The 12,515-nt window shown below is 39.3% G+C and carries 19 protein-coding genes and 1 pseudogene; 3 read left to right on the plus strand and 17 right to left on the minus strand.

What is annotated here, in order from left to right; all coding sequences use genetic code 11:
* Positions 1-26: 26 nt before the first annotated feature.
* From UB51_RS16620 to UB51_RS16630, 3 genes and pseudogenes are all read right to left on the minus strand, one after another.
* A pseudogene (locus UB51_RS16620) lies at positions 27-401 on the minus strand (hypothetical protein); the annotation flags it as partial.
* A 279-nt stretch (positions 402-680) separates the two neighbouring features.
* Positions 681-896, minus strand: a complete 216-nt coding sequence (locus UB51_RS16625; protein ID WP_044880224.1) for a helix-turn-helix domain-containing protein — start codon at positions 894-896, stop codon at positions 681-683.
* 10 nt (positions 897-906) lie between these two features.
* Positions 907-1,101, minus strand: coding sequence for a hypothetical protein (locus tag UB51_RS16630; protein ID WP_044878268.1), 195 nt, complete (start codon positions 1,099-1,101; stop codon positions 907-909).
* Between the two features lie 401 nt (positions 1,102-1,502).
* On the opposite strand from UB51_RS16630, the gene UB51_RS26545 reads away from it, so the two are divergent.
* On the plus strand, positions 1,503-2,255 hold the full coding sequence (locus UB51_RS26545; RefSeq protein WP_052675976.1) for a hypothetical protein: 753 nt from the start codon (positions 1,503-1,505) through the stop codon (positions 2,253-2,255).
* Positions 2,256-2,269: 14 nt separating this feature from the next.
* Positions 2,270-2,473 carry a hypothetical protein gene (locus UB51_RS16640; protein ID WP_044878269.1) on the plus strand — a complete coding sequence of 68 codons (204 nt, stop codon included), beginning with the start codon at positions 2,270-2,272 and terminating at the stop codon, positions 2,471-2,473.
* 94 nt (positions 2,474-2,567) lie between these two features.
* On the opposite strand, the gene UB51_RS29785 is transcribed toward UB51_RS16640, so the two are convergent.
* Positions 2,568-3,041, minus strand: a complete 474-nt coding sequence (locus tag UB51_RS29785; RefSeq protein WP_445322332.1) for an S-Ena type endospore appendage — start codon at positions 3,039-3,041, stop codon at positions 2,568-2,570.
* Between the two features lie 152 nt (positions 3,042-3,193).
* Between UB51_RS29785 and UB51_RS16645 the strand changes: the two genes are divergently transcribed.
* Complete coding sequence (locus UB51_RS16645) at positions 3,194-3,571, plus strand: S-Ena type endospore appendage (protein ID WP_044878270.1); 378 nt, start codon at positions 3,194-3,196, stop codon at positions 3,569-3,571.
* A gap of 183 nt (positions 3,572-3,754) precedes the next feature.
* Here UB51_RS16645 and UB51_RS16650 read toward each other — a convergent pair whose 3' ends face one another.
* From UB51_RS16650 to UB51_RS16710, 13 genes are all read right to left on the minus strand, one after another.
* Positions 3,755-4,168 (minus strand): GNAT family N-acetyltransferase, encoded by a 414-nt coding sequence (locus UB51_RS16650; protein WP_044878271.1) that lies wholly within the window; start codon positions 4,166-4,168, stop codon positions 3,755-3,757.
* Positions 4,169-4,833: 665 nt separating this feature from the next.
* Positions 4,834-5,379 carry a DUF7010 family protein gene (locus UB51_RS16655; RefSeq protein WP_044878272.1) on the minus strand — a complete coding sequence of 182 codons (546 nt, stop codon included), beginning with the start codon at positions 5,377-5,379 and terminating at the stop codon, positions 4,834-4,836.
* 149 nt (positions 5,380-5,528) lie between these two features.
* Positions 5,529-6,065 carry a hypothetical protein gene (locus UB51_RS16660; protein WP_044878273.1) on the minus strand — a complete coding sequence of 179 codons (537 nt, stop codon included), beginning with the start codon at positions 6,063-6,065 and terminating at the stop codon, positions 5,529-5,531.
* Positions 6,058-6,516 (minus strand): hypothetical protein, encoded by a 459-nt coding sequence (locus UB51_RS16665; RefSeq protein WP_044878274.1) that lies wholly within the window; start codon positions 6,514-6,516, stop codon positions 6,058-6,060. Before UB51_RS16665 ends, UB51_RS16660 begins: the two co-directional genes overlap by 8 nt.
* Positions 6,517-6,650: 134 nt before the next feature.
* Positions 6,651-7,493: a glycoside hydrolase family 25 protein gene (locus tag UB51_RS16670; RefSeq protein WP_052675977.1), complete on the minus strand. Its 843-nt coding sequence runs from the start codon at positions 7,491-7,493 to the stop codon at positions 6,651-6,653.
* The gene (locus UB51_RS16675; RefSeq protein ID WP_044878275.1) at positions 7,483-7,914 is read right to left on the minus strand and encodes a phage holin family protein; all 432 of its coding nucleotides are present in this window, start codon (positions 7,912-7,914) and stop codon (positions 7,483-7,485) included. Before UB51_RS16675 ends, UB51_RS16670 begins: the two co-directional genes overlap by 11 nt.
* 78 nt (positions 7,915-7,992) lie before the next feature.
* Positions 7,993-8,247, minus strand: coding sequence for a hypothetical protein (locus UB51_RS16680; RefSeq protein WP_044878276.1), 255 nt, complete (start codon positions 8,245-8,247; stop codon positions 7,993-7,995).
* A gap of 11 nt (positions 8,248-8,258) precedes the next feature.
* Positions 8,259-9,206 carry a phage tail protein gene (locus UB51_RS16685; protein ID WP_044878277.1) on the minus strand — a complete coding sequence of 316 codons (948 nt, stop codon included), beginning with the start codon at positions 9,204-9,206 and terminating at the stop codon, positions 8,259-8,261.
* Complete coding sequence (locus tag UB51_RS16690) at positions 9,199-9,744, minus strand: putative phage tail protein (protein WP_234405668.1); 546 nt, start codon at positions 9,742-9,744, stop codon at positions 9,199-9,201. The genes UB51_RS16685 and UB51_RS16690 overlap by 8 nt, the downstream gene beginning before the upstream one ends.
* Positions 9,745-9,749: 5 nt before the next feature.
* Positions 9,750-10,808: a baseplate J/gp47 family protein gene (locus tag UB51_RS16695; protein ID WP_044878279.1), complete on the minus strand. Its 1,059-nt coding sequence runs from the start codon at positions 10,806-10,808 to the stop codon at positions 9,750-9,752.
* The gene (locus tag UB51_RS16700; RefSeq protein WP_044878280.1) at positions 10,801-11,214 is read right to left on the minus strand and encodes a DUF2634 domain-containing protein; all 414 of its coding nucleotides are present in this window, start codon (positions 11,212-11,214) and stop codon (positions 10,801-10,803) included. Before UB51_RS16700 ends, UB51_RS16695 begins: the two co-directional genes overlap by 8 nt.
* Positions 11,211-11,549, minus strand: coding sequence for a DUF2577 domain-containing protein (locus tag UB51_RS16705; RefSeq protein ID WP_044878281.1), 339 nt, complete (start codon positions 11,547-11,549; stop codon positions 11,211-11,213). Before UB51_RS16705 ends, UB51_RS16700 begins: the two co-directional genes overlap by 4 nt.
* A complete protein-coding gene (locus UB51_RS16710) occupies positions 11,549-12,514 on the minus strand; it encodes an XkdQ/YqbQ family protein (RefSeq protein ID WP_044878282.1) in 966 nt (321 codons plus the stop codon). The genes UB51_RS16705 and UB51_RS16710 overlap by 1 nt, the downstream gene beginning before the upstream one ends.
* Position 12,515: the final 1 nt, after the last annotated feature.

Below are 12,515 nucleotides of genomic sequence, written 5' to 3' on the forward strand. Positions count from 1 at the left end.
GGCCTTCTTTCTAACCCTAGCCGTACTCAACACTTCACCTCCTCGTCGCTTCCCATCTGTATTCCATTCTGCATACCAGCCATACGAAGCTTCTCCACATGCTGCATGGAATTACCGCAAGACTCTAATTGTCCAATAATTCGGCCTTCTCTCTCTCCCGTTTCTAGAAATTGATAGAGTGGATTAAGTCTGATTTCCCCATTCTCCATCCCCAATACCTCACTAATTTCCATCACCTTCCGTGAATGATCACGAAGTCTGGATAAATGAACAAGTATATCTATGGCCGAACTAATCTGCTGACGAACAACAAGAATAGGTAAATCTGCACCACTCAACACCATCGTCTCTAACCTACTCATCATGTCCCGTGTACTGTTAGCATGACCGGTCGAAAGACTCCTATATAGTACATAGTGGTATTCAAAAGTTATCAACAGTTGTGGATAAACAAAGAGCCATTTAGGATTACTCCTACGGCTCTTTGTTTTATCAACTATAGGTGTCATTTAATTGGTTGTGGAAGACTTGTTAGGAATCTCGCATATCCGTTCTTACTCTTCAAGAGATTCATGCTTTTGAATCGCGGCACCGGAAAAGGTCTTCAAGCTCGAACGGAGATAGTTCGTCTTTTAGCTCTGCATAGCTCTTTTTGTCGCAGCCACTGATCGGCTACTATTTCACTCCCAAGCTTCCATGATGATAATCCCGTCTACTCTACTTTTATCTTCCCAACTAATGTACATCTTCTTCTCAAGCTCCATTAGCACGTGTTTAATGCGCTCTGCTCTCTTGCCGGTCTTTATTTCTAATTCCCTCATTGTTGGCATCGTTTGATGCATGGAAGAAAAGTTACAAAGTATTCTTAATACCTTCCGTTCAAGATCCTCCAACATACTTTCACCTCTAAGCTGTTTTGTTGATTGGCTGCCATGCCAGCACATTGTCCAAGCGAAATGTTCGTGGCGATCTAGTCATTAGACAAGTAGCTTTAATTAATCCATTACGGATACTATTCACTTCGATGCGCCGCTGCGTGATCTTTCCTGATTGGTCCATATACATGATTTCGATGATTTTCCCAAGATACTTCACTGGCATGTTTTTCACTCCTAATAGGAACATTTGTTTGTATTATATGCGAACGAGTGTTCTTTATTCAAGCAAATTGTTTTTCCAAGGAAGAAGGGTTTATTCTTGATTTGGGAGAATATTGAATGTATGAACGGAGTGATTGAATGAACTTTAGAGAAGAAATACATATAGCCGCTGAGATGAATCAGAAGGTAACCGTAAAGCTTTCTAACGGCGAGGTAATAACCGGAGTGGTTGAAGTATCGATATTTTGATATAAGTGGGTATAAAAAAGTAACAGTATCGGAACATCTGAGAGATCACTAAGAATTTTAGATCCTTTTGTCGAAATACTATGTAGATACATTTTCCTAGTTTTGGTAGACTGGGCATTATAGATAATTCATACCATTAAAGGAGGCAATTTTGTGGGGGTAGTTATTGGAGTACTTTGTTTTATAGGATTTCCGATTTTTCTAGTGCTAGGTATTATATCTGCTATCAAAAAGAATGGATCGTCAAAAAAACATTTTATAGTTTCAGCGGTTCTTCTTGCTGGCATTGTTCTCGCTAGTGTTTTAGCAAATAATGATACTGACGCACCTAATAAGCTAGCAGTTAATAAAAAAGAGAACACTAATGCTTCCAAAGTTGATGCCAAGGTTGAACCCAAGGCTAAAGAAGGGGATGCCACTAAAGCTAAAGCCACCTCTGAAAAGGCTAATCAAAAAGAGCAACAACAAGCCGTACTGGATTTCGAAAAGGAAGTTTATGCTTCTGAAGAGGAAGCTTCTCCAATTTTTGATAATTACCAAAAGTCAATTGAAGCATTTTCTGCTGGAACTACCGACCTATTAAGTGTTTACAATGCAGCCGAGACCGCTAGAGATGCATCTGGAACTCTAATGTCACGTACCAATAACCTTAAGACACCTAAAAACGTTTCAAAGGAAGTTCAAAAGATACTCAATGGAGCAAAAAACGATCTCCGTCTGGCCTATTTGTCCAAAAAGGATGCGTATAAAGTTGTCTTGTCTTATATTGACGATCAAAAGGTTAGTGATATGAGTAAATTTCAAGACCTTATCAATACAGCTGATCAATATATGTATTCAGCTATGTCGGAAATAGCCGATGCTAAAAGTAAAGTTGGAATTAAAATAACCAACGATAAGAAATAATTAGGTGGGATCTGATGAACGTAAAACAAGAATTACATATAGCTGCATCCAGTAATCAAAGGGTAACTGTAAAGCTCACTAGCGGCGAGGTAATTAACGGATTTGCAGAAGTATCAACAGATGCTGAACGGGCTAAGATACGCACGTCAGAAGGTCCTATGTGGGTGCCTTATGAGGATATCGAAGACATAGAACGAATTGCTCAGATGCTACATTAATAGCAAAAGAAACCGCAGTGGTGTTATACCTCTGTGGTCTTTTTGGTGTTGATTGATTCAATCCTTATAAACAAAAGCTAGTAAAATTTTTGAACTAGAACAATGCAATGTAATGGATATCCAATTCCAGTGAACCAGTACACTCATGATTGGACTGACCCTTACATAAGATTTTCACGGATTTTGCATTAGAGACAATTGTCGTGAATGACGAATTCGGACCTACATCAGCGACATCGTGATCGTTGGACGATTTGGACGATCTCTGTATCATAATTTGCATTGTACAGGACTTACTAGTATTTAATATTGTAATGGTTCCCGAGGGGGATTTTATAAATGAATTTGATGAAACACAAAAATACGTTTGAGTTGTACTGTTATCACATGCTTGTTTAATGGGCACACATTTGTGTATACAAATAAGTTTTTTTATTAATCTATTTTCCTTCTTTCTACATCTTCTCTTCCTTGAACTTGAACGTCGGGGGCAATTTATTGTAAGTTTTCTCTTTTTGGAGTGCCGTTTACACCTTATTGTTCGTCTTGATTTAAACTTCATTGCCATAATCCCCCCTTATTATGGTTTATGAAGATTTGAGCCAAATGACCTCAGTCAAACATCCATTTTTTTGAGATATAAAGGAATTGTGATGTTAAACCAGATATTTATAATACAAGCATGCATATCATAAAAGAAAATAGAAAGGGTGATTCACTATGTGTGGAAATTCCTCAAATTCAGCCGTGTTTAATTTTTGTAATAATGTGGCTAAACAAATTGTCAATATCCAACAATGTAATCCCATTTTTCAACCTACCCCGAGTGTTACTGCTCTTACTTACTTTACAAATCAAACAGGGTTAGTAATAAATGGTTCATTTACAGTGGTTAATACCAGTACTTCTTCCGTCTTTAATGTTAACTATACCATGGGTATCGCGCTATCAACCATCGTTGTTACAGCTGGTCGTTCGGAAACGATCTTCGTTGAAGATTTGAGTACCATTACGATCGAAAGTCTTACAGGAGTACTACCTGAAGCAACCGCTACAGGAAGTTTAGTATTAGATTTGCACTATTGCGTAACATGCTAATTAAGTTGCAAATGTATTTCTTTAGGGCATAGATAAACATATGTACATTACCTACTTTTAGATTCTTATTTATAAAAATCAAATAAGACCACATTGGCGTTATGCCTTTGTGGTCTCTTCATTGCACTATCGTTCCTCGTTAGCTTAATCATCCGACACTGGAGTTTGCATAAAACATTGATCTCAATATTTCTTATACATACCTACAGACTTGGGATCTGTATATTCAAAACCATATCTTTTATATAATTTATCTGCTGGTACATCGGCGATTAAACTAACATATGAACCCTTTGGGGCTTCTTCATCTAAGTAGTTCATGATTTCGGTCATAATCAGCTTACCAAGTCCTTTTCCTTGATAGATTGGATCGACTGCAATATCAACAATATGAAAGAAACAACCGCCATCTCCGATAATTCGTCCCATCCCAATGAGCCGTTTATCCAAATGTCTCAAAGTGACCACGAAGAGAGAGTTCTGGAGTGCTATTTTAGAGCCAGTTAAATCTTTCGGACTTAAACCTGCTGCTATTCTTAAGGAAATATATTCCTCAGGTTCGGGTGGGCTATAAGAAATCTCAATGTTGTTTTCCACTCAAATCCTCCGTTCGATCTTTATAAAAATTTTAGTTACCTAAAGTTGAAATTCACGAGTAAGTCGTGCCCTCATCGCTCTGGTTGTATCATTAATATTTCCCTCGAGTATTAATTTACTGTCACTGTTCGACAGGAAGCCATCTATTACCTTCCTAATACTTTTAGAATTCCACATTTGGACACTTTCCATGTCATCCTGCCCGTTAGCTTAATCACTAACATAACTAAACTAACCTTCAAAAACTAGCAATGGACGTCGCTCACATATAATATAACATCAATAATTCATTTGGGATATCGTGTAAATGAAGATTATCATCTGCTCAGGAAAAGTTTCCTTACCAAAACAAAAAAAGACCCCGCCGACCAATTAGGCTAGTAGGATATGATTTTCATTATTGGGAAATGTTTCATGTTAAGATATTTAATACTGTGCTACTATGCAATTGAGGGGCATCTCCCCCTCATAATACCCATTCAGCTAAACGCCTCCGCGTCCGGTTGAGTGGGTATTTGTTTGATTCTAGTGTTAACTTGCCATGATATTGCTAAATAGGAGTGTTCCGTTAGCACAATAAGGATTTATGAGTATTGTACAGTTGACAAAAAATGCTGTAGCAGAAATCTCTTCTTTCATATAAAAAATCAACTAATTAATGGTGATTAAACAAGACTAGCTTTAAGTTCTCTAAGAATTAAAAGAACACCAATTCCATACACAATAGATATTGCTAAAGGCACTATAGTGAATGCTTGATCAACAAGGAATCCACCTAAGATTAGGGCAGAAAAACACGCACCTAATGTAACAAAGAGATAAGCTTTACTTTTATAAATCCACATGTAAGGTAGAAAATGAGAGCCTGCTAGTAAACCGATGGTGAAGGGAAGGTATTCAGGTATATTCATATATACAATTACAAATACAGGTATGTAAAAAGCTTGGGGAGCTGCAACTATTCCGCCTAAAGTTCCTACAGGATTGTTGGTAGTGAATAAATTAATACGAAGCATTTTACTAATTAAAATTCCAATAGGAAAAATAGCACCTAAGCCAAATATCCAAACTAAATGCACAGTTTCTATTGGGAAAACTAAGGGTAAAAAGGTGAAGATTAAAAAGACAATTACACCAGCCAACAAAATTGGGAACCCTTTTCTTGCTTCAACTATCATTTCTGTTTGTAATTCCTCGAGTGTTCTACTCATAAATACACTCCTCAATAAGTTTAGTAGACTATCTCCAATACTGGTAAGGTATGGTGCTTACGTACAATGTTAATTAGTATAACTTATTGGGGACATTTTGTGAATATATACCAAACTTATGCTTAGAGAATACACCTACTTAAGGTAAACTATAAGAATAGTTTCAGCAATCCCACGGCTATAGCTATTAACCCAGGAACACCTAACCCAATAATCCACCTTAGGTTCGTATTGCTAGCTTTACTGATTTCAGCACTGACATAGGTCTTTGTTGCGATACCATTGTCCCTAACTTGTTCCGAGATAATTGTTTTCATTCGATCATCGTTTGGCAGAGATGATGTTTTAATATCAACGTTTTCTCTAATTTCTTTCGTTTGATTTTGCATTTCAATAATCAAACTTTTTTGGAGTAGTTCAAGATGGGCAGTAGTTGGTAATCCTTTAATGTCTTGCTTTAATTCTTTGAATCCATCCTCAAGATTTTCAATCCTTCTCAAAAGTTCATCCATTCCTCCGCCACCCCCTCCGTTATGTGTATGTTCAGAAGTTGCTGCTGTTTCTAGTATGGTATACCCAGTTTGTTTTAACCGTGCTTGTTTAGAAGCATCTCTTCTCATTCGGTAGTCGTCTAAAAAAGTAGCATGATTATTGTTTTCTTTTTGGACAGGGAGAAATTCACTCATCTAACTCACCTATTTCTGCAGCTATCATAAAGAAGGTTTCTCCTATAACAATGTTATTCACAAAAACTTTGATGTAGTATTCTCCCTCATCGTCAAAAAGTACACCGTCATCACTGGTCATCTCTATCCGAATTCCAATAATCGTATCAATTCTTGATCCATCTTCATTAAGACATTTTTCGTTGGTGAAGTATAGCTCCTTTAAATCCAGCTCGGAAATGACTTCTAATGAAGGATTAAATACTTTCATTTCGGCAGATTCCAAAGTTAAGTTATTCACTCGAAGGCCCATGGCGATAGAAAATACAAATTTGATTGGAAGAGCTAGTCTTTTCATCATAAATGGATTGAATAACAGGCTATTATCATTCCCGATTTTTGAAATATCTTCACAAATAACTATGTAAGAGGCCTTGTTTTCATAAAGTTGTTCCGTCAATTTTATCACCATTATGTAACTCCATCGGTTGGAGGATTTGCTTGTATATGCTAGTTATCAATATTGTACTCTATATCTATTAATATAGCGATATCAGTATTTACATAGCCCCACCGACCGAAGTCAGCAGGGCTATACGAATTTGATTATCCATTTTGCTTCACTTGTCCAGAAGCCACTCTCAACTCATCAGCCAATCTTCCGATCTCTTTCTTATCTCCTGGTGTTTTGGCTGTCCCGTAAGCAGGCTTGAGGTAAGTATTAATGATCTTATTTGCATCAGTTGCTTTCATTTCGTACCCATCCTTTATAGGTTCTTTTTTCTTAGCATACCGCGCTCGAAGCTCGTCCACAGTACCGTCAAACTCATTCAGATCAACTTGCCCCGCAATACCGTTCACCTTACGTGATCCACTTGGAAGCATCCCGCCTGCAGTTCCGTCACTGTACTGCCAGAAATCCCAACGAGTCCAGCCCGATGCGTTATCAGGCGCAGTTGAAGCATTGTAACGTGCAATCCACAAAGGGTAGTCACTCAAACCCGTGAAATTGCCTATGAATGACGGATAGGTGTATACCAAAGGCTTGACGCCTGTAAGCCGGTGGATCTCTTCCAAAAATGATTTCGCAACAGCGGTAATGGCTGCTCTACTCAGATTGCTTTTATTACTCTCATAATCCATTATAAGTGGAAGATCAAAAACACTAACGCCGCCCGCGTTTTGAATTGCTTTATAAAAGGTTTGAGCTGCCGCTTTGGCTTTGTCTGCTGTCGTTACTGAGTCGTCAATGTAATGGTACGCCCCTACCAGCAATCCAGCCGCCTTTGCACCCTTGACGTTATCAATAAATTTCTTATCCATGCTATTCTGTGTGGCTTTGATAAACACAAATGATATTCCTGAAGCAACTACCTTTTTCCAGTCAATCGTGCCTTGCCAGTGGGATACGTCGATCCCTTGCGCGTTACCCTTACTCCTATTTTGCATTTGTGCCATCTCCTTTGTCGTTGTTACCAGCCTTTCCTTTTAACACTTCTACAGCCTGAATGATAATTGGAGGAATTGGAGCGCCAAGTTTACCGCCGTTCTCGATAATACTTAGGACTTCATTAGCAATGTAAAAATAGGCAGCAGCATCCCTGAACATATGAGCATCCCCCAAAATCCCATCTACCAAGTGAGCTACTGCCACCATTGCGAAGATGAAAACCTTCCGGGCAATGCCTATGAGCCCAACTCTACTTTTTAGTTCTCCCTTGCTCCCAGCTGCAGCTACACCCGTGCCGTAGTCAATTACGACAAATACCAACAGTGCGCTTAATACTCCCGACCACCCACCGTAAAAATATGTAGCAGCACTAACGCCCCAAGCTGCCCCCCACTTTAAAACCTCATTCCATTTATCCACTTCATTTCCCCACTTTCATATATAAAAATAGCCCCCATGGTTATGAGGGCATAAAAAATACACCATCTAAGGTGCTGTCTATACTATATTTTTCAACAGATAATCTCTGAACCCCATTACATTGTTTGGATCAACCTCGGCAGCCGCTACAGCAACCTCTTCATCTGACAAACCTGCACTTAAGGCACTTTCAATCGCTTTCCCAAAGTGTGAATAAAAGAAACTAAACGGTGTATACACGGTACCATACTGAACCGTCCATGTAACATAGGGTAATCCGTCATAATCGCCATAACCATAAGCTCTTGAAACAAATTCTATAGCTTTTTCCATGAAATACCTCCCTATTTTTTAGCAGACATATAATACATTGTAGAACTAGCAACACTACTGTTAGTGACCGATAACGAATTACTATCGCCTTCGATTAAGCTAACAACAGCTAAGTTATTGAAGGGACTATATAGAAAAGTACCTGTCCCGACACCTCCGTTAATTTCACCCTTCTTTACAAATGCTTGTGCGATACGTTCGGGTTCAAATTCAAACGTAAATTCGAAAGATATCATCCCCCACTCTCCAGGCGAAAAGGTTATACGAGACTGTCCAGGAATCGTAGTACTACTTCTGGTTACTGCTCCCGGATCATACGTACCTACTAAATCAATGATAGTTACTCCCTTTTTAATATTTTCAGGCAAAAGGGTAGGCACTATATTACCTACTTTATTGTTACCAGGATAATACCCAGCAGGAGGGTTAACTTCTATCCTTTTTGTACTTGCATTTGACGTAAGAGTGCCATTTATAGTTCCACTCCGATTTGGCATAGTTCCAGTCAATGGCCCATTTTGATTGGATGCAGTCTTGCCCACTAGTACATCGGCTGCCGTTGCGTTTCCGGTCGCCTTAATAACCGTTGCCATCTTCGTAATTAACTGCGCCCATGTTTCACTCGTGGTTGCTGGAATGCCAACGGCAACAAGCGCGGCAACCACTTCCGCTTTTCGCTCATTGCCAGCTTGCTTTCCCGCTTGTGCTTCTAACATAACTAACCCTAATGCCTTCTCGGTGGGGGCTAACGTCTCTCGTGTGCCGTTTGTGGCATTACTGAGTTGTACGATACCCTTTTGCGTGAGAGATGCTTCAGGGATATCTACGTCAATATTGCCCATAGCTTCATCAATCTTATCCCAGTTGTCGTTCATCATCGTTTTGATATTAAACGTGTCATTACCGTCAGTTATAGGGTCCATTTTCAGTAAATCTAAATTTGGCGTATTGCTAGACAATAGCTGCACCTCCTGCAAAGTTTGATAATTTGATTTCTTGAATCTGGTTTAGCGTTAGGACGTTGTGTATTTCACGTATTAATAGATAACGGAATTTATATTCAAGCTTCATGTGTGCTGGTTTGATATCCTCTAATGCTTGTTTAAGATCATCAAGGTTCGGTGGAATGCCCAAGGAATCAATGAACGTAATTACGATCGTATAATGAGGCACATCAACAGCTACATTAACCGTTCCACCATCGTAAGCCTGAGCGACATTTTTAAGCATCGACCCTGACACCTTACCGCTACCACGCATCTTAGATATGATTACAGACCGTCTCTGATTTGCTGGTTTAGTAGGGTCAATAGGTATTTGTAGGTCCCGTTCATATCGGTCTAGAAATATGGTAGATGACTCAGGATACGACTCATTCAACAATCTTTCAATATCCGAATATAACCCATCAAACTCCATACCTTCTGTAGCTGTCAGAGCGTCAAACTCTACGATTTCATCATAGTATTCAGGTAAATAGTTCCTCAATCTTTCCACGCCTGTCATGACACGCTCACTGTGCCTAAAACCGCAACTGAATCCAGTGGAATTTCAATATTTTGCGTTCCTCCGTTTACCAATAAGTTACTGTAGTCAATTACTGGCGGTATCCCTAAGATGATACTTTGAATCCGTGTATACCTTACTAACGGATCGTTAAAGGCTAGGTCCTTTAAATACGCCTTGGTCCCTGTCTCAATCTGCTCTTTGATGTCCTGAATGGTTGCACCCGTAGCTAGCACAACTGTAACTGATATATTAATAGGCACCTCGGAAGCTCCAACAACTTTTGCCTTAGCTCCTATGGGTGATGCTCCTTCACCCATACCATCCTGAGTAGGATCAATATATGCTTGTACAGCATTCACTATAGCCGTTGCAGGGGTACGCATATCATTATCTAATATGACCACTTTAACAGTGCCTTCACCGTCCCAAATGGGAAATGCTCTAGCTCTGCCTACTCCTGGTATCTCTCGTGCCCATAACTCATACTGATATCTGTTACCCGAAGTTATCGGACGTGAAATTCTTTCTTGGTAGTAGTCATAAAGAGATCCATCGGTTTCTCGGTCTTCCCCTGCAACAAGCAACTCCATAATTTCTCCGCGTCCAAGATCGTTAATGTAATCAATTGGTATGACTGCCCCAAAATGACGGTTGCCTTCAGATCCAGTTGTTTCACATTCCATGCGGTAGTTACCTAAAGATAGTTTTTCAACTGCCTTATAATTCAATTCCCCTAACGAAAAACGGCTACCAATTGGTATATCTAGTAACGCATTACTTCCGTTGTAAAACACACCTCTCAACTTGGCCTTGCTTGCCTTCTTCCGCGCAATTCCCGACCACGCAATTGAACGATCTAGATATTCATCTGTTGCCGTATCTGGAAAGCGAAGGTTGGCATTAATCTCTAGCTCAATGTAGGCTTGTGCAAATTCCGCGGCTGCTGGTGCTAGGGCATCATAGATGATACTTCCTTCTCTTTTGTCTATACCATCAGGTACTATATCCAGCATTCGCTCTAATATATTTTCAAAGGTGCGGTCCTCATACAACGGCTCCTACCTCCTTTGTCTCTTGATATCTCCCAAACTCCGATTCAACAGTGAAATTAACCAACGCACTATCAAGCTCATAGACGAAACTAAAGCCCGTTACAGCGACAATGCGATCATCTTGGGTTAATGCTTCTTTGACCCACCGTTGGACCTCAGATTCAAACACAGAGCGCCCACGATTGGCAGATAGATCCACCTCACTACCAAAGTCATTGCTGTAAATAAGATGCTCAAAACGAGTAGTGGAAAGAATCTTGAACACTACTTGCTTGATTGCATCCAGTCCGTCAATAGTTTGACTGCTGATTCTTTTGTTCACTAGATCAAGCTTATATGTTCTACTTGGTAGAGAGACTGGTTCTAATTCCTCATCTGACATTTCAAAATCGCCTTGTGGAATCATTCGCCCACCACCTTGTCCAAAACAACATACTGTTGACCGCCTTGCACACGTAAGAGAATCACCATGTCACCGTTCTCTAATCCCGTCCTAATCACTATTTTATCCAGTAAGGAATCTTCCGTATCAGGAAGACTATTCATTTTATGAACATGCTTTAAATCAATCTCATAGCGCATCATCGACTCGGGTACAACTAAAAAAGCCTCTGTTAGAGTTAGGCGCTGGTCCACGCTAATTTCTAAAGGGCTTGTAGATAATACCGTTCCAAATTGTATGGCTGTGGGACTACCAGCCTTAACTGCATCGAGTGCAGCCTGCTTAATAATATCCAGCATTATACCAACCTCAATTCTAATGACATCGTGTGATTAGCCCCACTCTTTTTATGTGTGCATTCATCGACTAGAAAGAATTTATTAATGCCAAAACGTTCAATATATATATTTACGTACATACCAGCACGCAACCGAAAATCACCAATAGCTTCTATTTTCATTGTTCTATTTTCTCGGTTCTTGACTGCTATTAATCTTGTGAGCATATCGTTAATTTGAGCTGTATTTAATTTTTCATCGACATTTTGGTAGAGCTGTAAAAGCCCCCACTTTTTAATAGTGTTGCTGTCTTTTATTTTAAAAGTCTCGCGCTTGCCTGATTTCTTGTTGTCCTTATACAAAACAATTTGATTGTATGTGTCGTCATCAATAGATTTGGAATAAGTGTAGTCTGTCATCAAACTTCCTTCGCCGATCATAAAACCATACTTCATATCAGACGTATTTCGAAGTGTGAGCTTTCCAAAATCGTCAAAAAAAACGAAATTAGTCGTGTTAGCTATAAGGGTCTTATCTAGTGACTCACAAATCATATCGAATAAAGTTTTGTTATCAAACAGCAATGCTGGTATCTTATAGGCGGTATCATCCAAACTACCAACTTTCAATTCAAAGTCCTTGGCGATTTTTTGAATGATTTGTGTTGCCGCCATCTTCTCAAACTTATAAGTATGGCTTACATTCAAATACCTCATCTGATCGTAAGCTAAAATCTTTGCTTCTCCATTAAGCCCTGTTTCAAGTTTGAATATATACCCGAGAAATACATTGTTGGACCCATCCTTGAACCTCACAATATCGCCATTTTGATACTTGAATTTTTTGTTCTGGTATATTCCTTGGTCGATAATTGTAAACTCCAATGAAGATGCTTTACCGATTCGGCTAGTACGATAGCTGATATCCGTCGCGATGTCTGATACATCCCATACATTCCCGTCTTTGTTATCAATCAGTAATTCCATG

This window comes from Paenibacillus sp. IHBB 10380 (assembly GCF_000949425.1).
Lineage (GTDB): Bacteria > Bacillota > Bacilli > Paenibacillales > Paenibacillaceae > Paenibacillus_AQ.